Origin of the sequence: Lacinutrix neustonica, assembly GCF_026625145.1 — a bacterium.
GTDB lineage: Bacteria > Bacteroidota > Bacteroidia > Flavobacteriales > Flavobacteriaceae > Lacinutrix > Lacinutrix neustonica.
Window position 1 is genome coordinate 3,574,583 of sequence record NZ_CP113088.1, and the last position, 25,501, is coordinate 3,600,083.

Genomic DNA, 25,501 nt, shown 5'->3' on the forward strand with positions numbered 1-25,501 from the left:
TCTAACATTTTAATAGAGTTCACTATCTTTGCACCTCATTAAAAAACAAGACAATGCAAGACGGTTTATACGCAAAATTCAACACTAATAAAGGGACTATTTTAGTTAATTTAGAATTTGAAAAAGCACCAGGAACAGTGGGTAATTTTGTTGCTTTAGCAGAAGGCAACATGGAAAATTCAGTAAAATCACAGGGGACGCCTTATTATGATGGATTAAAATTTCATAGAGTTATTCCAGATTTTATGATTCAAGGGGGGTGTCCTCAAGGTACGGGAACAGGAGATCCAGGGTACAAATTTGATGATGAATTTCATCCTGATTTAAAGCATGACGGACCAGGTGTTTTGTCTATGGCAAATGCAGGACCAGGAACTAATGGAAGTCAATTTTTTATCACGCATATTGCGACAGATTGGTTAGATGGCAATCACACTGTTTTTGGTCAGGTAATTGAAGGACAAGAGGTTGTTGATGCTATTGCACAAGGCGATGAAATTAAAACTTTAGAAATCGTTAGAGAAGGAGAAGCAGCCAAAAAATTTAATGCCATAGAAGCTTTTAGAGCTTTTGAAGGGGCGAGAGAAAAGAGAATGGCAGAGGAAAAAGCAGCAAAAGCTGCTGAACTTGATAAATATGCTGCAGGATTTGAGCAAACAGAAAGTGGTTTGCGTTATCAAATTATTCAAAAAGGAGATGGTGTAAAAGCAGAAAAGGGAAAAACTGTATCTGTACACTATAAAGGAACGTTAACCGATGGTACCGTTTTCGATTCATCATACAAGCGTAATGCGCCAATTGATTTCCCATTGGGTATGGGACAAGTGATCGCTGGATGGGATGAAGGCGTCGCCTTATTAAAAGTAGGTGACAAAGCACGTTTTGTGATACCTAGTGAGTTAGGATATGGGTCTAGAGGAGCAGGTGGTGTCATTCCTGCAGATGCAACACTTATATTTGATGTTGAATTGGTCGATGTAAAGTAAGCAGAGAACCATTTTTTATTAAAAAAATGTGTGAATCGCTTATGCCCACGCAGGTGGGTATCCCAACAAAGGCTATTGAGAGAACCATTTTTTATTAAAAAAATGTGTGAATCGCTTATGCCCACGCAGGTGGGTATCCCAACAAAGGCTATTGAGAGAACCATTTTTTATTAAAAAAATGTGTGAATCGCTTATGCCCACGCAGGTGGGTATCCCAACAAAGGCTATTGAGAGAACCATTTTTTATTAAAAAAATGTGTGAATCGCTTATGCCCACGCAGGTGGGTATCCCAACAAAGGCTATTGAGAGAACCATTTTTTATTAAAAAAATGTGTGAATCGCTTATGCCCACGCAGGTGGGTATCCCAACAAAGGCTATTGAGAGAACCATTTTTTATTAAAAAAATGTGTGAATCGCTTATGCCCACGCAGGTGGGTATCCCAACAAAGGCTATTGAGAGAACCATTTTTTATTAAAGAAATGTGTGAATCGCTTATGCCCACGCAGGTGGGTATCCCAACAAAGGCTATTGAGAGAACCATTTTTTATTAAAGAAATGTGTGAATCGCTTATGCCCACGCAGGTGGGTATCCCAACAAAGGCTATTGAGAGAACCATTTTTTATTAAAGAAATGTGTGAATCGCTTATGCCCACGCAGGTGGGTATCCTTATAAAGGTTACTAGTAGAACCATTTTCTATGAAAAGTAAATCGACAAGGGTACTTCATTCTCACAAAAAGGAGTGTCACTGACTTAAAGTGATCCCTAGTGTAACAAAAATAAGTTTAAAACGTCTCATATTTATGAGGCGTTTTTTTTTGCCATTTTAGTATCTTAATCATCAACCAAAATCATTATGAAAACCAATTTTGTTTTACTTTTCACTTTCTTATTTGTCTTTTTTAGCTGTTCCAAAAATGTGGAATATACGCCGGAGTTTATTAAAGAAACTACCGGGCGTTATCTATTTACTCCGGACGAAGTTATAGAAGTCTATTTTAAAAATGAAACACTGTTTTTAATATGGCGGGGTAATGAAAAGATAGAGCCAATACTGTTAGGAGCGAATGTGTTTTTTGTAAAAGAACTTAATAAGAAAATGCATTTTGTGACCCATCCGGAAACGCGGTCACACTACCTTTCTGTTATTTCAGAAGACGAGAAAACAATTACTTACGATTATATTAAATTAGCCGATTCTGTCCAAGTACCAAGTGTATACTTAAAGAATAAACAGTATGACGAGGCTCTAAAAGGGTACTTAAATATTCAAAAAGAAGACTCCACCAGTACCTTTTTAAATGAGCATGCCTTTAATAGATTTGGATATCAACAACTGCGTGAAGCGCATTATAAGGATGCCATAGAAATTTTTAAAATAAATGTGGCATTACATCCTACAAGTGATAATGTCTATGATAGTTTAGCAGATGCTTATGCCCGTAGTGGTGATAGTTTGCAAGCCTATGAAAATTATAAAAAAGCTTTAGACTATAATACAGGAAATACAAGAGCCAAGCGATTTGTTGAAGCATACGATAAAAAGTAACGCTTGTCTTTTTAGCCATACATAAAACGTAGAGCTGTGAAATGGAACGCGTGTTCTAATTTTGCTTTTAATTAGGGGAGTGCTGACTTGTGATTTTTCTATGCTGATGAGCATACTTTGAACTACAAATATTAAATTTACACGAGGGCTCAAGTATGAGACCAGGTTATGAATAAATAAGTTATGCTTTATATCAAATTTTGAGTTTTCATTAAAAGTAGATCAATTATTAAAACACTTCTAAGCCCTATCATTAAAATTAAAAAAATATAATGAAGTTTCTAAGTATTAAGCCATCGTGGCTTTTCTTTATCATCCCCATTGGCCTTTTTATTTTTGTAATCATTCCGAAGTGCAAACAAAATATGTAAGGCATCAGAGTCATATGGTAGCTCTAGAACAAGACATTTTTACCTTAGACTCACTAAAACAACTAACAGCCCCTCAAATTAAAGATACACACACGATAAAAAAATTAGAGATTACGGTACCTATTCATAAAGCAGCATATGAGAGAACGGTTTTCTTATATTATAAAACAGGAGGCATGTTGCTTGTTTTATTTTTTATGGGGAGCAGTATGGTTCTCTTTAACTATATCTCTAATAAAAGGAAATTAGATTCTAAAAACAAAAAGGTCGATTTCACTTTTGACGACCCTGATAACGATGCCATTGGACAACGCATATCTTGGGTTGGTATCGAGGGATCTGCCAGCAATTTTGCTAGCGAAACATTGAAGAAAACGAGACATGGTTATAAGATAACTTCAAGTGCTTTAACACGGGTTTTCGCTTGGAGTTTTTTCCTAATAGGACTTAATTACGTAGTGCTTTCATATGTAAAATACTATCAAATTTCTGAGGTGTCATTTAACCTCATGAAATTAGGTAAAATCTTTTTTACGTCTCGGTGGCCCGTTCTTATTAATAGGTGTTATTCTGATTCTTATGTTTTCGCCAAAAGCACAGATGAATGTGCGAAAAAGGAACATTAGTATTGATGGAAAAATCCTATCTTTTCATCAAATATATGCCTTACAATTATTAGAAAAATTTGTCGAAGGTCAGTCATCCGGAAGTTATTTTAGTTATGAATTAAATCTAATTACAAAACAGGGAGCGCGCCATAATTTATTAAATCATGGAGATAAAGAGTATCTCTTAAGTGATATGGTCAAACTGAGTCGTTTGTTTAGAGTTCCGGTATGGAATAAAGGGGTGGGGGTATAGTTATTAAAGCGATAAAATGTTAAGACATCCTCGGTCTGTGTTGTCTGTGCATTAATATTCAATGTCAGTGGATACATTTTTAATTTCCGTAGGGTTTTTCATTATTTAATGAGCTATAGTCTTTGATTTTCGTAGCTAAAGAGTGGTGGTGCTAACTAAATTTATTAATTTTATAGCATGACCGATCTAGAATTAGAACAGCTTAAATACCCTATAGGTAAACTCGTTTACCCAAAACAAATCTCAAACACCCATATTGAAGCATGGATTGAATGTCTAGAATATTTTCCACAACGATTAGAACAGCTGGTTAAAAACCTAAGTGATGCGCAACTCGATACACCGTACCGACCAGAAGGCTGGACGGTGAGGCAAGTGGTACATCATGTGAGTGATAGTCATCTTCACAGTTACATTCGCTTTAAATGGGCGATGACGGAGGAGCATCCTAAGATTAAAGCTTATGATGAAAAGGCTTGGTCGACCTTACACGATTCCGAACAGCCTATAGACCACTCATTAGTTCACCTCGCAATGACTCATGCGAAGCTGGTTTATTTTCTAAAAGGATTGAGTTCTCGAGATTTAGAACGCACGTATGTGCATCCCGAAGGAAACAAAGTCGTTTCTTTAAAAGAAAACTTAGGGATGTATGCTTGGCATAGTCAACATCATTATGCGCATATCGAGCGCTTAATGCTACGCGAAGGCTGGCGTTAAAAAAGCAATCCTACTTTAACCTTGTGTTTTGAATTTTATATTTATTGATTTCATTAGAGTTAGACGTTTTACACATGCTCTTGTTTTTTACTTCAGAAATCAACGATTATGCTCATTGAGAAAAGTGATATATGGTTACGACCAGTTACGCTATTTTTATAACATTGGTTTTTAAAGTAGTTTCGCTGGTAATTAAGCTAAGTTTTTTTAGTCGTGATTGGTTGCATTAGAGTCAAATATAGAACTTTGTTTCAATTTTACTTTCACCATAAAACGCACTTTTATATCTTTAAAACATGAGCCAAGCCATTTCATTTGAAGACTTTATAAAAACAGATATTCGTGTAGGAACAATAATAGCCGTTAACGATTTTCCAAGAGCCGGAAATCCAGCCTATCAATTAACGATTGATTTTGGAGCTTTAGGTATAAAGAAAACCTCGGCTCAAATTACGACACTGTATAATAAAGACGAATTGATAAACAGGCAAGTATTGGCCGTAGTGAATTTCCCTAAAAAACAAATCGCTAATTTTATGAGCGAATGTTTAGTACTTGGAGCAGTTAAAGGTAAAGCGGTTATTTTATTACATCCAGAAAGTAATGTACCAAATGGGAGTGTAGTGAGCTAGTGTGCTGTTTTAGTCCGGGGGTAACTAAATGATTAGATATTAAAAAAGCCAATTCCCTAATAGAATTGGCTTTTGAAATTGTAGATAACAATCTAGAAAAATAAACGTCTATATGTCATCAAAATCAATATCTGTAAAACGGCTTTCGGCCTTTGTGCTATCTTCTGCTTCAGGGGTATCGGTCACATGAGCATCGTTAGTAGTGTCGTACTCCTTTTTAAAATCTTTTTGATGGCGATCACTAATGACTTCATCTCCCTTTTCATTAATCACGTAATCGGTCATTTCCTTTAAAATACTATTGAATTCAGAAAAATCCTCTTTGTATAAATAGATTTTATGTTTTTTGTAATGAAACGACCCATCATCGTTTGTGAATTTTTTACTTTCTGTGATCGTTAAATAGTAATCTTCTGCTTTAGTAGCGCGAACATCAAAAAAATATGTACGTCTTCCAGCTCTTAAAACCTTAGAGTAAATTTCCTCTTTCTCCATCATCTCGTTATTATGCATAATGCTTTATGTTGTTATTTGTCTTTCAAAAATATAAAAAATATAATACCGTGCAACATTTTCCTGTTTTCTTTTAATACAGGTGGTCATTACTCATGTGACGTATTCTCGCTTAGTTGCTTATTATAAAGCGACTTATAGTAACCTTGGGTTTCAATAAGTTGGTTGTGCGTTCCTTGTTGTACAATCTTCCCGTCATCTAAAACAATAATTTGATCGGCGTTTTTCGCTGAAGAAATTCTGTGACTTACAATAATCGTTGTTTTTCCAGCAGACACTTGGCTGAGGTTTTTGAGTATTTTCTCTTCGGTTTCTGTGTCAACGGCAGACAAGCAGTCGTCAAACAATAAGATTTTTGGAGCTTTTATAATCGCTCCGGCTATAGACACGCGCTGTTTTTGACCTCCGGAAAGGGTAATCCCGCGCTCACCTAAAATCGTTTCGTAGCCGTTAGTAAATTCGCTAATGTTTTTATGTACTTGGGCATTTTTGGCTGCACTTATAACTTCTTCATCTGTCGCATTTTCTTTCCCAAATTTGATGTTATTGTTTATTGTGTCACTAAATAAAAAGGCCTCTTGCGGCACATAACCAATGGCATCCCTCAGGCTCGTTAAATTAAGTTGATCTATAGGTTTCCCGTCGATAAGGAGCGCGCCTTGATCAATATCATACAATCGACCAATAAGGTCTAAAATTGTAGACTTTCCGAGCCTGTTTTACCTATAATGGCCAAGGTTTCACCGAAATTAACTTTAAAACTAATACCTTGTAATGCCTTAATGTTGGTGTCATCGTAAGTGAAATGCACCTCTTTAAATTCAATCTGCCCCTTTATTTTTGAGGGAGTTTCAACCGTATTCCGAATTTCAGGAACTACTTTTAAAAACTCATTTATTCGTTTTTGGGATGCTTCAGCTTGCTGTATTATCGAGGTGACCCAACCTACAGTCGCTACTGGCCAGGTTAACATATTGACATAAATTATAAACTCCAAAATGTTTCCTAAGGAAATGTCTCCATTTATATATTGCTTGCCTCCAACATAGATGACAATCACATTACTAATGCCTATTAATAAAATCATCATTGGAAAAAAGAAGGCATGAATTCTTTCTAAGTGCACGTGTTTTGCTTTGCTTTGTTCTGCTAAATGATGAAAGTTTTTTTGAGTTTGAGGCTCTATTCCATAGGCTTTAATTATAGAAATACCGCTAAAAGCTTCCTGTGTAAATTCTGATAATTTTGATAAATTTAACTGTACAGCGGTACTGCGTTTATGAATCTCCTTACTTATCTTATAAATAATTAAAGATAGAATAGGTAATGGAATAATGGTGTAAAGGGTTAAAAGAGGGGCTTGCCTGAACATAAATATTAAGGCGACCACAAATAAGGTAATGGTATTAAAACTGTACATGATTGCAGGTCCCGCATACATACGTACTTTACCCACGTCTTCACTAATACGGTTCATTAAATCCCCAGTCCTATTTTTTTTGTAAAAATTTAAAGATAGTTTTTGATATTGTTGATAAATTTCATTTTTAAGATCAAATTCAACATAGCGCGACACATTGATGATGGTTTGTCTCATAAAAAACGTAAGAACCCCAGCAGCTACTGCCGTGCCAATAACATAAAGGATAATTTCTAACAACTCCGCTTTAAAAATGGCAAGACTCCTTTCCGGATGCTCCATTTGATTGTTTACAATATCTACGGTTTGGCCTATTAGGTTAGGAACAAATACGCTGAACAAATTAGAAACTATAGTAATAAGGATACCAATAAGAACTTGGGTTTTGTATTTTAAGAAATACTTATTAAGATGCTGTAATTCTTTCATTTACAGAGTAGGTTGTTTTTTAAGTTTTTAGCAATTTCTTATTTTAACGCTTATATTTTTGAAATAATACTAATATTAGATTATTTTTGCACCTTGTTTTTACATAATATGTATTACAACTTAATAACTTAAACTAAATAGTTAATGGTTCAACAAGTAATAAACGCAAACGAATTACACAAAATTGATCCCGTGTTTGGTCAATTATCTTTCGATGATCACGAGCAAATTGTTTTTTGCAACGACAAAGATACAGGATTAAAAGCAATAATTGGTATTCATAATACAGTATTGGGACCTGCATTAGGAGGCACAAGAATGTGGAATTATGACAATGAGTGGGAAGCCTTAAATGATGCATTGCGCTTGTCTCGAGGCATGACCTATAAATCTGCCATTACGGGTTTAAACCTTGGTGGTGGTAAAGCCGTTATTATTGGAGATGCGAAAACTCAAAAAACGCCTGAATTAATGTTGCGTTTTGGTGAGTTTGTACATTCTTTAAGCGGAAAGTATATCACTGCAGAAGATGTGGGTATGGAAACTAGCGATATGGATTTAGTACGTACGGTGACTCCTTATGTTACTGGTATTTCTGAAAGTAACGGAGGTGCAGGAAATCCATCGCCCATAACAGCTTATGGCGTTTTTATGGGAATGAAAGCCGCTGCAAAGTTCAAATTTGGAACAGACGTTTTAGAAGGTAAATCGGTAATAGTACAGGGTATTGGTCACGTAGGTGAAAGTTTAGTGGAGCATTTAACAAATGAAGGCGCTAAAGTTATTATTAGTGATATAAATGAAGCCCGTTTAGAAGAAGTTAGCAAAAAATATGCGGCAACTATTTACAGAGGGAAAGACTTGTATAGCGAACCCGTAGATATTTATGCCCCTTGTGCGTTAGGCGCAACAATTAATAATAGTACGATTATTAAAATTCAAGCTAAAGTTATTGCAGGTGCCGCCAATAACCAATTGGCTAATGAGACAATTCACGGACAAATGCTTCAGGATAAAGGCATTGTATATGCTCCGATTTTTTAATTAATGCCGGTGGAATTATTAATGTGTATGCCGAATTAGAAAATTATGGTAAAGCCGAAATCATGCGTAAAACAGAAAACATCTATAATACAACCTTAGAAATTTTAACTCACGCCGATACAAATAACATCACAACACACCAAGCGGCTTTAAATATTGCACAAAGCAGAATCGATGCTAGAAAAAAAGAAAATTTGAATAGCTAGTTATTAGTAAAATATACTATTTTTGCAGGCGAAAATGATAAACTATCATTTTCGCCTTTTTTAACACCAAGTTCTTTGTAAAGATGCTAAGTAGAAGACATATTAGAATAAAAGTAATGCAGGTCCTTTATGCCTTTAAAGGCACAGAAAGTGATGATTTTTCCAAAGATCAACGGTTTTTACTCAACAGTATAGATAATATGTATAATTTATACTTACTACTGTTGTCTTTATTAATTGAAGTTCAAAAACGGGCGGAGAGCCACCTAGAGAAGTCTAGTAAAAAGCACTTGCCTACTGCAGAAGAGAAAAATCCAAATCGAAAGTTTGTTAATAATCAAGTACTGGCTTTGCTTAAAAACAATGAGCAATTACAGGCTAAGTTTGACGATGCTCATATTAACAACTGGGAATTAGATAGTGAATATGTTGAAATTATTTTCAAAGACATATTAGCGAGTGATTTGTATGCCGATTACCTTAAAACTAAAACGTCAGATTTTAAAGAAGATAGAGACTTTATTGTGGATGTTTTTAAAGAAATAATAGCACCTAACGATAAGCTTTACGACTATATAGAAGATAAGAATTTAACGTGGTTAGACGATTTGCCTACGGTAAATACCTCTATAGTTAAGCTATTGCGTAAAGTTAAAAAAGACGCTAACGCCTTTCATTTTCTCCCAAAACTATACAAGGACTTAGACGATAAGCAATTTGCAATCGATTTATTTAGAAAAACGCTATTAAATCAAAACGCTATAACCCAAGAAATCTCAAAAAAGACAACCAATTGGGACTCAGATCGTATTGCTACTATTGATCACTTGTTACTAAAAATGGGTGTTTGTGAGATTCAAAAATTCCCGTCTATACCAACTAAGGTAACTATAAATGAATATTTAGAAATTTCTAAAGAGTATTCAACACCCAAGAGTAGTGTCTTTATTAATGGTATTTTAGATAAAATTATTAAGGAATATCAGGACAATGGAAATTTAAATAAAATGGGTAGAGGATTGATGTAAACAAAAAATATTCTTATTTTTACCCATTGAATAATAGCAAAACTAAAATAATTATGAAAAAAGTAGTATTAGCATTAAGCACAGTATGTTTAATTGCATTTACATCTTGTAAAGAAGATGCAGCACAAAAAATTGACGATAGTAAGGTAGCAGCAGCAGCAGATAGAGATGCCGCTTCTTCTGTATATCCAGTGTTAACCTTTAATAAATCAGAGCATGATTTTGGTGAGATTATCGCTAAAACGCCTGTAGAAACCGTATTTAAGTATACTAATACTGGTGAAGCACCTCTAGTGATCACCGATATTAAAAGTACTTGTGGCTGTACAGTACCACAAGATTGGTCAAGAGAACCTTTAGCTCCTGGAGAAGAAGGACAGTTTACTGTAAAGTTTAACGGTTCCGGTACGAACAAAGTATCTAAAGCCATTACGGTAACAGCAAATACAGAAAAAGGGAGAGAAGTAGTAAAGATCACCGCTTTTGTAAAGCCAGATCCTAACGCACCTGCTCAAGCGACACCATTATCTCCAGTTATAAAATAATGGGAGATATTTCAAGCTTTTTGCCAATATTGGCCATGTTCGCGGTTGTGTATTTCTTTATGATTGCACCACAAATGAAACGTGCTAAAAACGAAAAAAAATTCGCTGCGGAGTTAAAACGGGGCGATAAAGTGATTACTAAAAGTGGTCTACATGGTAGAATTGTAGAGCTTAATGATAAAGACAGAAGTTGTGTGATAGAAACGATGTCCGGAAAATTAAAGTTTGACCGTTCGGCCATTTCTATGGAAATGAGCAAGTCATTAAACGAGCCACCAAAAAAGTAAATACAAGACAAATTTTAACAAAAACCTCAAGTGCTACTTGGGGTTTTTTTATACATAATATTTAAGTTTCTATACTATTGTTTTTAAGTGAGCGAAATTTGTTTTTCTGCGCTACAAGTGTAGAGCGTAAAAAACAACAGGACTTCTTAAAGTAGGATATTAATTCCCTTTTGCAGACTTCGAATTATTTTTATTTCAGTTTAATAAAAGTTTTATACCTTGTTATAAATTATAGCCTGCGTTTTTTATGATCACATTAAAAGAATTAGCCGAAACATTAGGCGTATCCATTTCAACCGTTTCAAAAGCATTAAATGGAAGCAGTGAAATTGGTGGAAAAACGATTGCACGTGTCAAAGCAGCTGCAAAAGAGTATAATTATAAGCCCAATCGTGTGGCTTTAAGCTTAAAGAATAGTAAAACCAAAACTATTGGTGTTATTATACCCAATATTCTTAACCACTTCTTTGCCAAAGTTTTGTATGGTATTGAGCGAGAATCGGCAAAGCAGGGTTACACCATTATCACGTGTTTGAGTAATGAAATTTATGAGAAGGAACGACAGAGCCTTGATCTATTAGCCAATGGAAGTGTTGATGGCTTTATAATGTCTATTTCAGAAGAAACCCAAAAGAATAATGAATCCAGTCATTTTCAAGATGTGTTAGATCAGAACATTCCTATTCTAATGTTTGATCGTGTGGCAGAAAGTATCAATTGTGATAAGGTTATCATAGATGATTTTCAAGCGGCATATAAGGCCACCCAGCATTTGCTAAACGAAGGGCGGCAACATATTGTATTAATCAATAATATTGAAGATCTAAGCGTTGGTAAATTAAGGGCTCAAGGATGTAAGCAGGCCATCGCCGATGCAGCGTATTATAAAAATGATATTATAGAACTAAAAATTGATAAGATTAACAACTTGGAAACCGATATCGATACCCTATTTGTGACACAGAAAGGGATTGATGGCATTATCGCAATAGACAATTTGTCCGGAGTTATTGCCCTTAATACAGCCCAAAAGTATGGCTATGCTATCCCAAGAGATCTTAGTGTTATTGGGTTCTCTGATGATAATGTGCTACCGTTTACGAATCCCAAATTGTCTACAGTTACTCAAAATTCAGACAGCATAGGAGAGGCGTCGGTGCAGTTATTGGTTAATCGCATAGAAACGAAGGAGCCATTAGAGGTGCTCACAAAAACAATTGATTTTAGTTTAAATTTACGAGGGACCACTTTATAATATCTCGGTGTAGCTTTCCAAAACACGACTTGTTTCAAGGAAAGCGTTCGAGAAGATTATTTGTATTTATCATGGAGTCCAACACCCGCTACAATCATAGGAATAATTTTTTCTAATCGCGATTGTTTGGTGGCCTCTCTTTTTGCTTCAATAATATATTCGCAATATTCCCGTTGCTTCCCAGGCGTGAGTTTTTCATAAGCCAAACGAAACGCAGAAGCGTTATCAAGTAGATTTTGAAGTTCATTGGGAATACAAAGCGCTTTCTTCACGTTGCGAACAGGCTTAATTTCCTTCCCTAATTTTTGGTTTTCAATGGCTTCTTTTATGTAAGCCAAGACTAAATCTTTATCTATCTCTTCGAGCGATTCAAATCGCATTTGCCGTAAGGCTTTCGTTTTTCCATCCTGGGCATTAACCAGTAGATTGTGGTTGTCTTTCAAGAAGACCCCATTAAAAAACCAAATTCCAAAGTGGTTTTTAAAAGCGCCAAGTCCGATAACATTTTTATCTTTTATAGTATATACAGGAGCAGACCACTTTATGGTTTCCTGAAGTTCTGTAGTATGTATGAGGTGTCTTAGTGTAAGTAATGCGTCTTCAAAATGTGCATTCGTTTCTATGTATTCTTCAACCGAGTAGACTTTTTTCATGGTATTTGATGTAATTGTTAAGATAACTTGAGGTGCACACACCTGTGTTTACATGATTTTTTGTTTGCTCTTTGTCATTAATAGTAAAGTTATCAACTTAGTATATAAACACTAAGAACAAAAATGAGTATAAAGGTAATTAAAACTGAGAAACTCAGATGTCGCCCATCTCTAAGTTTCGGGAATAATTATTGCCATTTAATAACATAAATGTTGTTCAATTTCCTGCCTGTCATTTTTTATGCCATTGTAAACATTATTAGTGTTTTTGTAATTCATTTTTAGAAATCTTCCATTAGTCTATAATACTAACTTTATAATGCAGTACTATTATAGAAAACAAGGGATGGCTGTAAAGTATAAAAGCAGCCATTCATTTAACGTCTAGGACATTGGCAATTAGTAAAACACCGTCTATGGGATTTTATTGGCGTCCCTTATATCATATCGCATGTATTTAGAACCCAGTGAGGTGTATGGAATTGGTAAGAAATTTTGGGATGTGAATTAATAAGGGCTATTTAGAAAACCTAAATAGCCATTAAAATCTTTTTTATTTAATCCTTTGTATGATCTGTAAAGTGAGTTATTCTTTATTTCGATCATCTCCAGGTCTCGGGGACTTGAAGACGTCCATACCCACTTTTCTATGCTCTACAACTTGTTCTTTGATAAATTCTCGGAACTCTTTGTTGCTCTGCCCATCCTGTTTGGAGAACTCAGCCACTGTCTTGGTTATTCCTCTAGACTTGGTGTTCAAGTATGTTATACTCATATAGTAATGTTTTAAATGTTCACTGGCAGAATATTGGTTTTATACTTAAACTTTATTAATACTGTCTTAAAATCAATAAAAAAATGAAATGAATTATTTTGAGTATTCCAAATGCAAACGTCTACCCATAGTGTTCCTTTCATTTAACGCGTTTATATAAATGTAGAATGGAGCGCATTATGCCATTAGAGTATATTGGTATCCAAACGAAGTTATAAGGTCATTATAAAATAATAGACTCGCTTGTGAGTAATTGGCAAGTACTTTATATACGATTTTCTTTCAAATCACTACACTCTGTCAAGCATTGATAGGGTATTGAGTATACAATGCGCGAGAATTAGAGGCCATAAATTTCGACCAAACTTTACATAAGCGATGCCCATAATTAACCCTATAATTCCAACGGTTATGGATCTCTCAGATAAATCATACGTATGCCTAAAGCCAAAAATTATAGCTTGGAATATCACAGCTAGAACCGTTGCAAACGAAGTCTTAGAAAATAATTTTTCAAACCAATTCATTAAAAAGCCTCTATCCAACAACTCCTCTAAGAATGACTCCATTAAAACCATTGGTATTATGGTAAAGAACAGCATCCAATTGCCCTTAAGGTTTCCAAATTTGGATGTCGCAGACTCTGAGGTGTTTTCTCGGTTCTAAAGCTTGTTCAGTAAAAAAAGGTATTTGATCTTTTATAATATTGAATGCCATGAGGCAAATAATGATAAGGACTAAAATCAATGCAGTTACTAGTAGTATTCTTTTTATGCTTTTAGGCTTTGTTAATCCTAAATCTTTCCAGGTAACGCCTCGAACTTTCATTCTCCAACTAGCTATTATCAAACATGTAAATGACCAAAAAAGGCCAGTAACCAAAAAATGAGTGTTTGGAAGGGTTATTTCTCTGATTAAAAACATGAGAGTTAAGTAAATAATGAGGTCTAATAAAATCCCTTTGTGATCTGTTGTTTTTGTATTCATATGGGTCTAGATTGGTGAATGGAATTATTGATAAGGCGACTGTAGAGCTGAGACGTTACATTTAATTTTGGTACAGAAGTCCTTCGTTATGTTTAATAATGGTTTTTGTGGAACAGCTTTAAGACTGTATCGGGATTAAGGGATACCCAATTTAGAGCGTGTTTCGCATCAGGTACAGGAGTTAGCTAGGGGGTAAGGCGTTAGAATCAGATTGAAGTGATTCCCATGTCAAAAGGTTTATAACCAGGTGATAAAAACAAAAAAGAAATCGTCTCGTGTATTTTTGAAGACTTCGTATTGTGTATTAGGTAACAGGTATTGAGGTTTTAATTCAGTCATTCAGTTATATATAGTATAAACAGAAACATACGCTTTAAAATGTCAAAATGGCATTTATTTAATGTAAACTACGACAATTATTCTGTCGTTTGATGGTATTACTGATATTTTTTATAGGCAATATCTCGGCAGATGGATAATAGATTCTTTTTGGTATTTTATTTGTAAATAACATACCGAAATCAAAAATTAATAGGATTTCAATTTGAAACAATGTATAATTTAAAATTTTCAATTTATGAACACATGTTTTACATGTTCTTAAAACCGGAAGTTTAGCAAACACGAATTCAAAGGCATTCTTCCCAACTTGATCTACGTGGTTATATGAACTATTTAATAGAGATCGACCATTACTATTTAAATCAAATGACCCAGCCGAAAAATTCAATGACACTTACGAGTTTTTTAAGTGTTCATTTACCAAAAGAAGAAATGATTGAGCCAAAGCCTTCTAGAGCTATTAGGAGATTATAATGGGGAACAATATTGAGATGGATTTAACCAAAACAGATTGATAAAATGAATAGAAACAGTGGCTTGTATAAAGTTTAATCTAGGTTATTGGCTTGACTTTTATAGAAGACACACAAAACAATTGAACAATGAAAAAGTATGTATTAGTTGCAATAACAGCGTTATTGAGTATGAGTTGCAATGGACAAAAAAGAAAGGCAAAAGACATTGAAAATACTGTAGTTGAACAGCCTAAAGGGTCTTGGAAAGTGGATAAAGAATTTGATGACCAGGGGAATTTAATTAGGTATGATAGTATTTATTCGTGGTCGTCCTGGTACTAAGATTGATGATCTGTCAACAGTAGAAAAAGACAGTATGATGCACGCTTTTAAATCCGGATTTTTCACCAATTTCTCAGCGTTTAAAAACCAAGGTTTTGATACTATTTTTTCACCGGACTCGCTCTTTACTAAACATTTCTTCAATGACGATTTTTTTAGAAGTGATTTTGGTAAAGACGTTATGGATATTGATAAAATAAGACAACAAATGCTGGCAAGACAGAAGCGATTTTTAGAAAAGTATCATTCCAATTTTATGAAGCCTGAAGATGAAAATTAATTAGAAAACACGATTTTGCCGTGTGCTATAAAATGGGCGTGTTTATTTTCTTTGAGTTTATTCAATGCCAGTAGAGAGCATATGCTAGCTGGAGACAGAATAAACTCAAAGATTTATTCTTGTTGGTTTGTCTTGTTTATTATCTGTAATAATTTTTTCATATCATTAGACTTCTAATTTTTTCAATTATTGTATTTTACGCTTCCTGATTTACGTTATTTTTTTATTTAAGGGGTTGTACCTATTGTTGCAATTGTTTAATTCCGTTTTCTTAACTCATTCGTTGTATTCTATTCTTGCTTCTTGACTCTTCGATTTTTGATTGAATTGCTAAAACACCTTTTACAACTCCATTTTTAAAGTCTCTTCTAGGGCAGTGATATTAATTAAGTGCCGACGCAAATCGAATTACTTGATGTACTTCGTGTCATTTTCGAAGTCTTCTTCTACTGACCAAACTTTCTACATGGTATATACCTTAAAGCATTGTTTTAAAAAAAAAATCAAAGGTGTTTCTTCCAATACGACTCGCCGTAACTGCAAAATATTTCTTCTCCGAATTAATTTTTCTTATCGCTTTAATACAAACATTATCATCGTCATCTAAAGTTATTTGTGCATTGCTTTTATAATGACTTTTAGATAAAATTTCAACGTCATTAGCATATTTAGCATAGCACTCTGTATTCATACTGTCCATGATACTACTATCTAATAAATTAATGAAATAGCGATCTTTGTTTTCTTGGGCTCTTTTTTTAGCTTCCTCATTAGTAATCCTTTCTCCTTTAAAACGAGATATGATTTCATTTTTATAAATGTCTATCGCCGTATAGAGACCATCACCAGCATACTCTATTTGCGATTTTTTGACGTATAAATAATCCGATTCTCGGCGCCTCAATGGTATTCGTTTCTATGTATTGGGTGTTAGTGTCAATAGTTTTTAAATTTTTGGTAGGATGCATTAAAGTATATAGTTTGCACAAGTTTACAATAAGTCTTGGTCATACTAGATTCTAACCTTGTCGATTGTTTTTTTTTTTTGATGTCACTAATCAAAGACATCTATAAATCCATTTTTACAAAATATTTTATAAATTACATTTCTAATATTTTTAAAAGTATTTTCAGAACATTAGAAAACAAATGTTCTTAATGATAGGCCTTTAATATTTAATCAGTGTTCAGTCTTTTGATGTTTAGAAGAATACAAATAAAAATAACAAAAGCAATGACTAATATATGATGTTATCTTTTTTCAGGCAGCTCCCTCTAGGTTCGTCAGACTCGTGGAGCACCATTTCTGAATGTAAAACATGTACAGCTTGAGCTGAAGCTTTTACTTTAACAGCACTACGCTCTAGCATTTCTATTTCAAACGCTTTTAATACCCTTTTTCTCACTCGGATTCTCTCCATTGTGATTGGGGTTTACAGCCATTTGAGATTCCACGTGCTAGTGCGAGTGCATCTAACAATGCTTGATTGGCACCTTGTCCTTTAAATGGACTCATGGGGTGAGCCGCATCGCCAATTAGTGTCATTTGTTTTCCTTTTTCCAACAATTCTGAATTAAGTAATTCGCGGTCATACACAGGATAGCCCGTAATCTGAGCTTCTGAGGTCGCTTTTAAAATTTGAGGAATGGGATCATGCCATTGCGTTCTACGGCACGCTTCTTCCTTAAGATTTTGAGGGCCTTGAGCACTCAACGCCTTAGCTTTTTTTTCTGACAGGGGGAAACTTAGTTGCCACATCACGGAGTCTAAAGCATAGGGCATTATGTAAATGCGTTCATGGCCATTGGCGGTTTGAAATACCGTAGCCGAATCTAATAATGCACTATTAAGACCTTGGAGATCACGCAAACGACAAATGCCTAATATCACAATACAACCCAAATAACGTAATGGGGTCATGTGTTCGCCAATCAGTAAGCGCCGCATCACACTGCGAATGCCATCGGCACCCACCACAAGATCGGCCTTAGCATTCTTTACCTCGCCATCGACGTCAAAGTTCAAAGCAACAGTTTCACCTTCATTAGTTTTAAAATCTAATAACTGGTGTCCCCATTGTACGGCCTCCTGTCCACCGAGTTGTTCAAGTAAGGCTAAACGTAAAGACTGTCGTGCGATGTGCACATTTGTGCGTTTTTTAGAGGTTTTTTCTCCCAATGCTTTCCACGTTCTCATGCCCCATTCACTAATGACTTTACCTGTTGTGGTATGAACGATATGTTTTGTCGAAATTATGCCAGCTTCTAAAGTGAAAAGACCCAATCCCTCAATGGCTTTACTAGCTTGTTGTAAAGTGAGACCATAGCCTTGAGATCGAGCATCGAAGCTACTATCACGCTCATATAGTGTAAAAGGAATACCGCGATGCAAACAAGCAACAGCCAAAGCGACTCCGGCTATACCAGCGCCAATAATGGCAACATGTGGGTAATTTTCTTTATCAGCCTTAGGAGGATTAGTCGCAGAGATTAATCCAGATCCGGAACAGTTCAAACATGCGTTTTGGGGTCTCTTGGGACGAACAGGTACGCTCCTTTCATCTTTCGCGTTTTCAAACGCAGTCAAAGCTATTTGGTAACGCAGTCGTACTTTCTTGCTAAGCTTTTTACTTTTTTTGCCACGTCCTTGACATTCTAGACAAATGGTCCAGCTAGCCTGTTCATTTTTTATTTCTCTCACTTCTTATTTATTTAACCTGATCTAAGTCCATCTTAATGAAAAAAACTTAGCCGCTGTTATAGGTGCTTAGCTTAAAATAGTCAAGTAGTGATTGTGCTAATCATTCTTATATAGAGCTGCCATGTGTTATTTTAGTTTATCACTTCATTATACCTCGTTTTTAAGGATATAGGTTTCAAAGAATAAATGCTGAGATAAACATTTAAACACAAAGTTTAAATGATAGTCATGTCGTTTATTTGTTTACTAAAATCGTTTACGGATGATATTCGAACTAAAAATCACTTTTGAGTATATCCAAATGAAAACTGGGTATCTCTAAAGTTTTTAAATGTTAAATCGCTCTATTTCTTTTGCGCTGTCAATTCAGCAATTTTACAAATTACTTCAGTGGCTTTTATCATACTCTCCACAGGCACGTACTCATAGCGCCCATGGAAATTGTGTCCACCAGCAAAAACATTAGGACAAGGTAAGCCCATATAACTTAATTGAGACCCATCAGTACCGCCACGAATCGCTTTAATTAATGGTTTTATGCCTAATTGTTTCATGGCTTCTTCAGCAATATCTACAATATGCATAACAGGTTCTACTTTTTCTTTCATATTGAAATACTGGTCTTTTATTTCAATGACGATGACTTCACGTCCATATTGTGCATTAATTTCATTGGTAATTTTCTGCATCACTTCTTTTCGGGCTTCAAAATGCCCCCGATCATGATCACGAATAATATATTCTAGCTTTGTTTCTTCTACTTCACCGAGAAATAGAATAGAGGTGGAAGAAGCCTTCATACCCTTCGGTATGCTCTGGAGTTTCCATACGTGACAAAGAGTTTATAAATTCTGTGGCGATATACATAGAATTCACCATCTTGCCTTTAGCATAACCGGGGTGTACTATTTTTCCTTTGACCTTTACTTTAGCACCCGCAGCATTAAAGTTCTCGTATTCTAATTCACCAATCTGGCTGCCATCCATAGTATACGCCCAATCTGCTCCAAATGTTTTAACATCAAATTTGTGAGCCCCGCGACCTATTTCTTCATCGGGAGTAAATCCTACCTTTATAGTGCCGTGTTTTATTTGCGGATTGGCAATAAGATATTCCATGGCTGAAACAATTTCTGTTATACCTGCCTTATCATCAGCACCCAAAAGGGTCGTGCCATCTGTAGTAATTAAGGTTTGACCTTTATATAATAATAAATCATCAAAATAATCTGGAGAGAGTATAATGTCTTCAGCCGCATTAAGAACAATATCCTTGCCGTCATAATTTTCAATAATTTGAGGATTTACATTGGCTCCTGTAAAATGCGGAGTGGTATCAAAATGAGAGATAAAACCAATAACAGGCACGTCATGGTCTACATTACTTGGTAAAGTAGCCATGATATAGGCGTTGTCGTCAATGGTTACGTCATGCATCCCTATGGATTTTAACTCGCCGACTAAAATATTTGCTAGATCCCATTGTTTAGCTGTACTGGGTGTGGTGTCGCTTTCTGGATCAGATTCTGTATCAACAGTCACGTAACTTACAAAACGTTTTATAATATCTTCTTTTGAAATCATAGTTGTTTCCTGCGTAAGCAGGGATCTTTTAAGGGTTAGTATTCTTATCCTGTATTAAGGGCATAAAGTTACGATTATTAAGTTTTTTGACTTTTGAATTGTTCATCTTTTTTTTTAGAAGTACTTTTGTGCAAACATTGATAGATGTACAAATTACTCCTAAGACCCTTATTTTTTCTTTTCGATCCTGAAAAAATCCATCATTTTACTTTTGCTCTTATTAAATACACCTCTAAAATCCCAGGAATAGCAGCTATTTTTAGAAGTTTGTATACTATGGAGCATCCTAAGCTAGAGCGAACGCTTTTCGGTCTAACTTTTAAAAATCCAGTAGGATTAGCGGCAGGTTTTGATAAAAATGCCGTACTATATAATGAATTGGCAAATTTTGGTTTTGGTTTTATAGAAATAGGTACCGTAACACCAAAAGCACAGGAGGGGAACCCGAAACAACGGCTTTTCAGATTAAAAGACGATAAAGGGATTATCAATCGCATGGGCTTTAACAATGAAGGTCTTGACGCAGCCATTGTTCAGCTTAAAAAGAATAAAGGCCAATTAATTATTGGCGGTAACATAGGCAAGAACACACAAACCCAGCCGGAAGACTATACCAAAGATTACCTCACTTGTTTTAATGCCTTACATCCTTTTGTTGATTATTTTGTACTTAATGTGAGTTGTCCCAACGTGGGGAGTCATGCCAAATTAAATGACAAAGACTATTTGTTAGAATTGATTGGAGCGGTACAAAAAGCAAATAAAACCTTTGAAAAACAAAAACCAATATTACTTAAAATTGCTCCGATTTAAATGATAATCAACTGGATGAAATCATTGAACTCATAGCAGAAACTAATTTAGACGGTGTGATTGCCAGTAATACGTCAACCGATAGAACGGGTTTAAAAGCATCTCCGAGAACGACTTGCTGAAATAGGAAATGGCGGATTAAGTGGGCAACCTATAAAAGCAAAATCGACACGTGTCATCAAATATCTGTCTCATAAGAGCAATAAAGCGTTTCCTATTATTGGAGTAGGAGGCATACATTCTGCTCAGGATGCTTTAGACAAATTAGAGGCCGGTGCAGATTTGATACAAATTTATACGGGTTTTATTTATGAAGGTCCTGGACTTATTAGACAAATAAATAAGGCGCTCTTAACAAAAACCTAATGCAATACGAAACGCTTTTATTGTTTGTAGCGGCCACTTCTGCCTTGGCAATTTCACCAGGGCCTGATAATATTTATGTGTTAATGCAAAGCATTACCAACGGGCAAAAGTATGGTTTAGCTACTGTTTGCGGACTTATTTCACGGCTGCTTAGTGCATACGACGTTAGTGGCGTTTGGTGTTTCTGCACTCATTAAAGGCAATGATACCTTGTTTTTTATTATCAAATTATTTGGTGCCCTGTATTTATTATATTTGGCATATAAAGTATATGAAAGCGATGCAGAAGTGACGTTAAGTCGAGAGCATGTGCCCCAAAAAACGATGTGGCAACTCTTTAAGCAAGGGGTGATTATGAATGTACTTAACCCCAAAGTGTCCCTTTTCTTTTTAGCCTTTTTTCCTGCGTATTTGTTTAGTAAAACATTAAGTACAGTAACTCAGTTTTATGTGTTAGGACTGTTATTTATGATGACCTCATTTATTATATTCTCTACAATAGCCATTTTAGCAGGCTATATTTCTAATTATTTAAAGTCTCATAAAAATACGGGGGTGTTTTTAAAATGGCTTCAGATTATTGTATTTGTTGGTATTGCGGTCTTTATTTTGTTTTCAGAAAAATAAATCACGCACTCACTTAGTGGTATACTATTAACAATACCTTAAAATGATCATGTTGCTTTTATAATCTCACTTGCTGAAGCCGTTTTATCTCATGAAGGCAATCACAGGGTACAATACCTTTCGATTTTTATCATTTTTTTCAGAGCTAAACAGAAGAAGAGTTGTACTATCTCACCTCGTTTTAAGTTTGTAAAATAATTAGTAATACCATAATTTAAAAAAACGTTTTCGAAACTATAAATCTTTTCTATCTTTGGGTCAAATGAAAAGCCAACCCGTAAAAGTTATTGAATGTCCGCGAGATGCCATGCAAGGCATTAAGCAATTTATTCCTACTGCTGAAAAAGTACAGTATATTCAATCACTTTTAAGAGTTGGATTTGATACTATTGACTTTGGCAGCTTTGTGTCTCCTAAAGCCATTCCTCAAATGGTAGACTCAGCCGAGGTATTAGCACAATTAGATTTGTCTAAAACACAAAGTAAATTATTAGCAATAGTGGCCAATACCCGAGGTGCTGATTCAGCCTGCGAACATAAAGCTATTGATTATCTAGGTTACCCATTTTCAATTTCCGAAAATTTTCAAATGCGGAACACGCATAAAACAATTGCACAATCAGTAGTGACCCTTCAAGAAATTCTCAATAAAGCAGATCAAGTTAATAAAGAAGTCGTGGTTTATATTTCTATGGGATTTGGAAATCCTTATGGAGATCCATGGAACGTGGATATTGTGGGCGAATGGACCGAACGCTTGAGTAAAATGGGCGTAAAAATTCTGTCGTTAAGTGATACCGTAGGGACCTCGAATCCGGAAAATATCGATTATTTGTTCTCTCATTTAATTCCGGAGTATGCTAATATTGAATTTGGCGCACACTTACATACCACGCCAAGCACGTGGTTTGAAAAGGTAGATGCGGCATATCAGGCCGGTTGTAATCGTTTTGATGGTGCAATTCAAGGTTTTGGTGGCTGCCCAATGGCAAAAGATGAGCTAACGGGTAATATGCCCACAGAAAAAGTGTTGTCTTATTTAACTACAAAAAAAGCATCTAGCTTAAACGCTATGGCCTTTGAGAGCGCCTATAATGAGGCGACGAAAATATTTTCTCAATACCATTAGCATAAAACTCCAGTTTTTAGTTTCAACTTAATTGAAAGAATTTTAACACTACGCAATATCTTGTAATTCAGGGGTGTATGTACGTAGTCCTCTCTCTATTTAAAATAATTCTAAATAAAACTTGCACAAACTACTTATCAATTCTATTTTTGCACTCGAAATAAACAATCTATTTATAATTAGTCTAAATAAGAATAAAGGAAAAACCAATGAAAAAAGTAGTATCAATTGTAACAATTTTAATGAGTGCTTTTGCTTTTGCACAAATTACTCCACAGGATAGTATAACCTTTAATCCACAGCAACAGATAAATTCTGCACAACGTATTTTATCCGGAAATTATGGAAAATCGGTTACGGTAGGGGCTTATGGTGAAACCACATACAACCAGCCAGAAGGGGATAATGGAGAACTAGATGTACAACGTTTGGTCTTATTATTCGGTTATCGTTTTAATGACAAAGCCCAATTTGTAACAGAAATAGAGTTAGAGCACGTCGATGAGATTTTTGTGGAGCAAGCCTTTGTTAATTACTCAGTGGGTGATAATGTAAGTTTACGTGGAGGATTAATGTTAGTACCCATGGGTATTGTGAACGAATATCACGAACCAACAACCTTCAATGGAGTAGAGCGCCCAGCAATGGATAACGCTATTGTACCTACGACCTGGAGAGAAATAGGAGTAGGGGTTACCGGTCGCTTATCTGAAGCGTCAATAGGTTATCAGGCTTATGTTTTTAATGGTTTTAAATCTACAGTGAATGCCGACGGAGAAATTACCGGTTTCTTAAAAGGAAGCGATGGATTAAGAGGTGGAAGACAAAAAGCGATTAAATCTACAATCGATAGTCCAACGCTATCTACTAAAATTGAATATTATGGTTTGCCAGGATTGCGTTTAGGGCTATCAGGTTATTTTGGAAAAACACAAGCGGCAGATGATATAGAAGAGATTGATGGCGCTAATATTGGTATTTCAATGGTAGGTTTAGATGCACGTTATGCGTACAAACGTTTCGCAGCAAGAGGGCAATTTGTCTACGCGTCGTTAAGCGATACAGAAGCATACAATACTTTAACAAATAGGGATCTAGGGAGTGCACTAATGGGCTATTATGCTGAGGTGTCTTATAACTTATTACCACAAAATAATGAACAACGTTTATTTGCTTTTACACGTTACGAAAATTACGATACGCATGCAGATACAGCGGGTGCTCCGGTAAGAAACGATGCTTATAACAGAACAGATATTACGAGCGGTTTAAGTTACCACATAGCGCCAGGAGTTGTCTTGAAGGGCGATTACCAGTTTAAGAGTAATGCCATGGAAAACAGCGACGTGAATAACCAATTAAACTTTGGTATTGGGGTTTGGTTTTAAAACCCGATTTTCACGGCAAGACGTGCGCGACGTCGCAATCTCTTGAATTAATATAAGCACTCATTTTTTAAATGCCTTGTGGCTAATATGGAACTTAAATGTTCTTATTAGCTATTTGGCATCTAAATTGCATAAAAGAATAAATAATCAATACTTTTGTAAGATGCACATCAAAGGAATTTCACTGTTATTAATATCGTTTATATGTCTGTCATTTGGACTTTCTAAAAAGATCCGAGAAAAAGGTAGACAACGAAATCAGGTCCACTTTCGAGATTGAAACCTTTTCCTTTGAAGAAAAAGTGATTCCTTTAGAAACAGCAAAAACACTGCCGTCTAAATTTGAAAGCGATAATTTTTTCGAAATAAAGGTTAACTCTAAATTACTCGGTTATGCGTATGTGGCTAAAGCGCCAAGCAAAACCGCCAAATTTGATTACCTAGTATTATTAGACGAAAATTTAATCGTTAAAAAAGCCAAAGTATTAATCTATAGAGAAGAATATGGCGGTGAAATAGGAAGCAGGCGTTGGTTGCAACAATTTATAGGTAAAACTAAAAATGACGACTTACGTTATAACGATAATATCATGGCTATTTCACGGTGCGACTATTTCTGTACGGTCCATGACTAATGCCGTAAATGATCTGTTGGCGTCTTTAAAAATTCTCAACCAAAAAGCCATCTTGTAATGGAATTAAACGGTCGTCTTTACACGTTTCCTAAAGAAATAAAAATGCTCATAGGAGCCTTCGTCGTTGTTTTAAGTATTGGCTATTTTTCTCGGATTGCTATTTGTTAACGAAACCTCGACAGCAAACCCAAAAGGAATCGAAGAACAATATTTAGGAAATGAAAGTGATGAAGTCGCTACAGAGATGAAATTTAAAAAGACGGATAAGCAAATGCTTAATATTGTGCACAGTCACATATTATCGATGTCTTTAATTTTTTTCTTACTCGGACTCATTTTGAGTACCACTCAACTTCATTACAAATGGAAAATCTTTTTAATGGTTGAGCCTTTTTTATCGGTGATTTTAACATTTGGTGGCTTATACCTGTTGTGGAAGGGGATGACATGGATGAAATACGTTGTAATGATTTCCGGAACATTCATGACCTTGAGTTACACAGCTTCGGCATTAATAATAATAAAACAATTGATCTTTCCGAAGAAAACAAATTCTTAACAATAGATTCGGTAAA

Annotated in this window: 21 protein-coding genes and 6 pseudogenes; 19 read left to right on the forward strand and 8 right to left on the reverse strand. The window is 35.3% G+C overall.

Annotated elements, in window-relative coordinates; genetic code table 11:
- The first annotated feature begins 53 nt into the window (after positions 1-53).
- The 6 genes from N7U66_RS19395 to N7U66_RS19420 all read left to right on the forward strand — a co-directional run bounded on the left by N7U66_RS19395 (position 54) and on the right by N7U66_RS19420 (position 5,122).
- Positions 54-986 carry a peptidylprolyl isomerase gene (locus tag N7U66_RS19395; RefSeq protein WP_267676572.1) on the forward strand — a complete coding sequence of 311 codons (933 nt, stop codon included), beginning with the start codon at positions 54-56 and terminating at the stop codon, positions 984-986.
- A gap of 922 nt (positions 987-1,908) precedes the next feature.
- Positions 1,909-2,538: a tetratricopeptide repeat protein gene (locus N7U66_RS19400; protein ID WP_267676573.1), complete on the forward strand. Its 630-nt coding sequence runs from the start codon at positions 1,909-1,911 to the stop codon at positions 2,536-2,538.
- Positions 2,539-2,890: 352 nt separating this feature from the next.
- Positions 2,891-3,535, forward strand: a complete 645-nt coding sequence (locus N7U66_RS19405; protein ID WP_267676574.1) for a hypothetical protein — start codon at positions 2,891-2,893, stop codon at positions 3,533-3,535.
- Entirely contained in the window at positions 3,516-3,770 is a 255-nt protein-coding gene (locus tag N7U66_RS19410) for a hypothetical protein (RefSeq protein WP_267676575.1), read from the forward strand. The genes N7U66_RS19405 and N7U66_RS19410 overlap by 20 nt, the downstream gene beginning before the upstream one ends.
- Before the next feature lie 177 nt (positions 3,771-3,947).
- Entirely contained in the window at positions 3,948-4,490 is a 543-nt protein-coding gene (locus N7U66_RS19415) for a YfiT family bacillithiol transferase (protein WP_267676576.1), read from the forward strand.
- 296 nt (positions 4,491-4,786) lie between these two features.
- A complete protein-coding gene (locus N7U66_RS19420) occupies positions 4,787-5,122 on the forward strand; it encodes a tRNA-binding protein (RefSeq protein WP_267676577.1) in 336 nt (111 codons plus the stop codon).
- A gap of 108 nt (positions 5,123-5,230) precedes the next feature.
- Here N7U66_RS19420 and N7U66_RS19425 read toward each other — a convergent pair whose 3' ends face one another.
- On the reverse strand, positions 5,231-5,635 hold the full coding sequence (locus N7U66_RS19425) for a PUR family DNA/RNA-binding protein (protein WP_267676578.1): 405 nt from the start codon (positions 5,633-5,635) through the stop codon (positions 5,231-5,233).
- Between the two features lie 89 nt (positions 5,636-5,724).
- Positions 5,725-7,484: pseudogene (locus tag N7U66_RS19430) on the reverse strand (ABC transporter ATP-binding protein).
- Between the two features lie 144 nt (positions 7,485-7,628).
- Between N7U66_RS19430 and N7U66_RS19435 the strand changes: the two are divergent.
- From N7U66_RS19435 to N7U66_RS19455, 5 genes and pseudogenes are all read left to right on the forward strand, one after another.
- A pseudogene (locus N7U66_RS19435) lies at positions 7,629-8,734 on the forward strand (Glu/Leu/Phe/Val family dehydrogenase).
- Positions 8,735-8,850: 116 nt separating this feature from the next.
- On the forward strand, positions 8,851-9,762 hold the full coding sequence (gene nusB, locus N7U66_RS19440) for a transcription antitermination factor NusB (RefSeq protein ID WP_267676579.1): 912 nt from the start codon (positions 8,851-8,853) through the stop codon (positions 9,760-9,762).
- Between the two features lie 53 nt (positions 9,763-9,815).
- Positions 9,816-10,307, forward strand: a complete 492-nt coding sequence (locus N7U66_RS19445; RefSeq protein ID WP_267676580.1) for a DUF1573 domain-containing protein — start codon at positions 9,816-9,818, stop codon at positions 10,305-10,307.
- Positions 10,307-10,594 carry a preprotein translocase subunit YajC gene (yajC, locus tag N7U66_RS19450; RefSeq protein ID WP_267676581.1) on the forward strand — a complete coding sequence of 96 codons (288 nt, stop codon included), beginning with the start codon at positions 10,307-10,309 and terminating at the stop codon, positions 10,592-10,594. Before N7U66_RS19445 ends, yajC begins: the two co-directional genes overlap by 1 nt.
- Positions 10,595-10,841: 247 nt before the next feature.
- The gene (locus N7U66_RS19455; RefSeq protein WP_267676582.1) at positions 10,842-11,849 is read left to right on the forward strand and encodes a LacI family DNA-binding transcriptional regulator; all 1,008 of its coding nucleotides are present in this window, start codon (positions 10,842-10,844) and stop codon (positions 11,847-11,849) included.
- Between the two features lie 56 nt (positions 11,850-11,905).
- Here N7U66_RS19455 and N7U66_RS19460 read toward each other — a convergent pair whose 3' ends face one another.
- The 3 genes from N7U66_RS19460 to N7U66_RS22735 all read right to left on the reverse strand — a co-directional run bounded on the left by N7U66_RS19460 (position 11,906) and on the right by N7U66_RS22735 (position 13,879).
- Positions 11,906-12,502 carry a YdeI/OmpD-associated family protein gene (locus N7U66_RS19460; protein ID WP_267676583.1) on the reverse strand — a complete coding sequence of 199 codons (597 nt, stop codon included), beginning with the start codon at positions 12,500-12,502 and terminating at the stop codon, positions 11,906-11,908.
- A gap of 586 nt (positions 12,503-13,088) precedes the next feature.
- On the reverse strand, positions 13,089-13,277 hold the full coding sequence (locus tag N7U66_RS19465) for a hypothetical protein (protein ID WP_267676584.1): 189 nt from the start codon (positions 13,275-13,277) through the stop codon (positions 13,089-13,091).
- Between the two features lie 290 nt (positions 13,278-13,567).
- The gene (locus N7U66_RS22735) at positions 13,568-13,879 is read right to left on the reverse strand and encodes a CPBP family intramembrane glutamic endopeptidase (protein ID WP_390886598.1); all 312 of its coding nucleotides are present in this window, start codon (positions 13,877-13,879) and stop codon (positions 13,568-13,570) included.
- Between the two features lie 1,329 nt (positions 13,880-15,208).
- On the opposite strand from N7U66_RS22735, the gene N7U66_RS19475 reads away from it, so the two are divergent.
- Both N7U66_RS19475 and N7U66_RS19480 read left to right on the forward strand, forming a co-directional pair.
- Entirely contained in the window at positions 15,209-15,403 is a 195-nt protein-coding gene (locus N7U66_RS19475) for a hypothetical protein (RefSeq protein ID WP_267676586.1), read from the forward strand.
- The gene (locus tag N7U66_RS19480; protein ID WP_267676587.1) at positions 15,369-15,683 is read left to right on the forward strand and encodes a hypothetical protein; all 315 of its coding nucleotides are present in this window, start codon (positions 15,369-15,371) and stop codon (positions 15,681-15,683) included. Before N7U66_RS19475 ends, N7U66_RS19480 begins: the two co-directional genes overlap by 35 nt.
- 478 nt (positions 15,684-16,161) lie before the next feature.
- On the opposite strand, the gene N7U66_RS19485 is transcribed toward N7U66_RS19480, so the two are convergent.
- The 3 genes and pseudogenes from N7U66_RS19485 to pepT form a co-directional block, all read right to left on the reverse strand.
- A complete protein-coding gene (locus N7U66_RS19485; protein WP_267676588.1) occupies positions 16,162-16,587 on the reverse strand; it encodes an SET domain-containing protein-lysine N-methyltransferase in 426 nt (141 codons plus the stop codon).
- Between the two features lie 334 nt (positions 16,588-16,921).
- Positions 16,922-18,384, reverse strand: a pseudogene (locus tag N7U66_RS19490) (FAD-dependent monooxygenase).
- 344 nt (positions 18,385-18,728) lie between these two features.
- Positions 18,729-19,968, reverse strand: a pseudogene (pepT, locus tag N7U66_RS19495) (peptidase T).
- 144 nt (positions 19,969-20,112) lie between these two features.
- On the opposite strand from pepT, the pseudogene N7U66_RS19500 reads away from it, so the two are divergent.
- The 6 genes and pseudogenes from N7U66_RS19500 to N7U66_RS19525 all read left to right on the forward strand — a co-directional run bounded on the left by N7U66_RS19500 (position 20,113) and on the right by N7U66_RS19525 (position 25,485).
- Positions 20,113-21,147, forward strand: a pseudogene (locus tag N7U66_RS19500) (quinone-dependent dihydroorotate dehydrogenase).
- A pseudogene (locus N7U66_RS19505) lies at positions 21,147-21,774 on the forward strand (LysE family translocator). The pseudogenes N7U66_RS19500 and N7U66_RS19505 overlap by 1 nt, the downstream one beginning before the upstream one ends.
- A gap of 262 nt (positions 21,775-22,036) precedes the next feature.
- On the forward strand, positions 22,037-22,903 hold the full coding sequence (locus N7U66_RS19510; protein ID WP_267676589.1) for a hydroxymethylglutaryl-CoA lyase: 867 nt from the start codon (positions 22,037-22,039) through the stop codon (positions 22,901-22,903).
- A 209-nt stretch (positions 22,904-23,112) separates the two neighbouring features.
- On the forward strand, positions 23,113-24,291 hold the full coding sequence (locus N7U66_RS19515) for a porin family protein (RefSeq protein ID WP_267676590.1): 1,179 nt from the start codon (positions 23,113-23,115) through the stop codon (positions 24,289-24,291).
- 215 nt (positions 24,292-24,506) lie between these two features.
- Positions 24,507-24,926, forward strand: a complete 420-nt coding sequence (locus N7U66_RS19520) for an FMN-binding protein (RefSeq protein WP_267676591.1) — start codon at positions 24,507-24,509, stop codon at positions 24,924-24,926.
- Positions 24,927-25,062: 136 nt separating this feature from the next.
- Positions 25,063-25,485, forward strand: coding sequence for a hypothetical protein (locus N7U66_RS19525; protein ID WP_313791316.1), 423 nt, complete (start codon positions 25,063-25,065; stop codon positions 25,483-25,485).
- Positions 25,486-25,501: the final 16 nt, after the last annotated feature.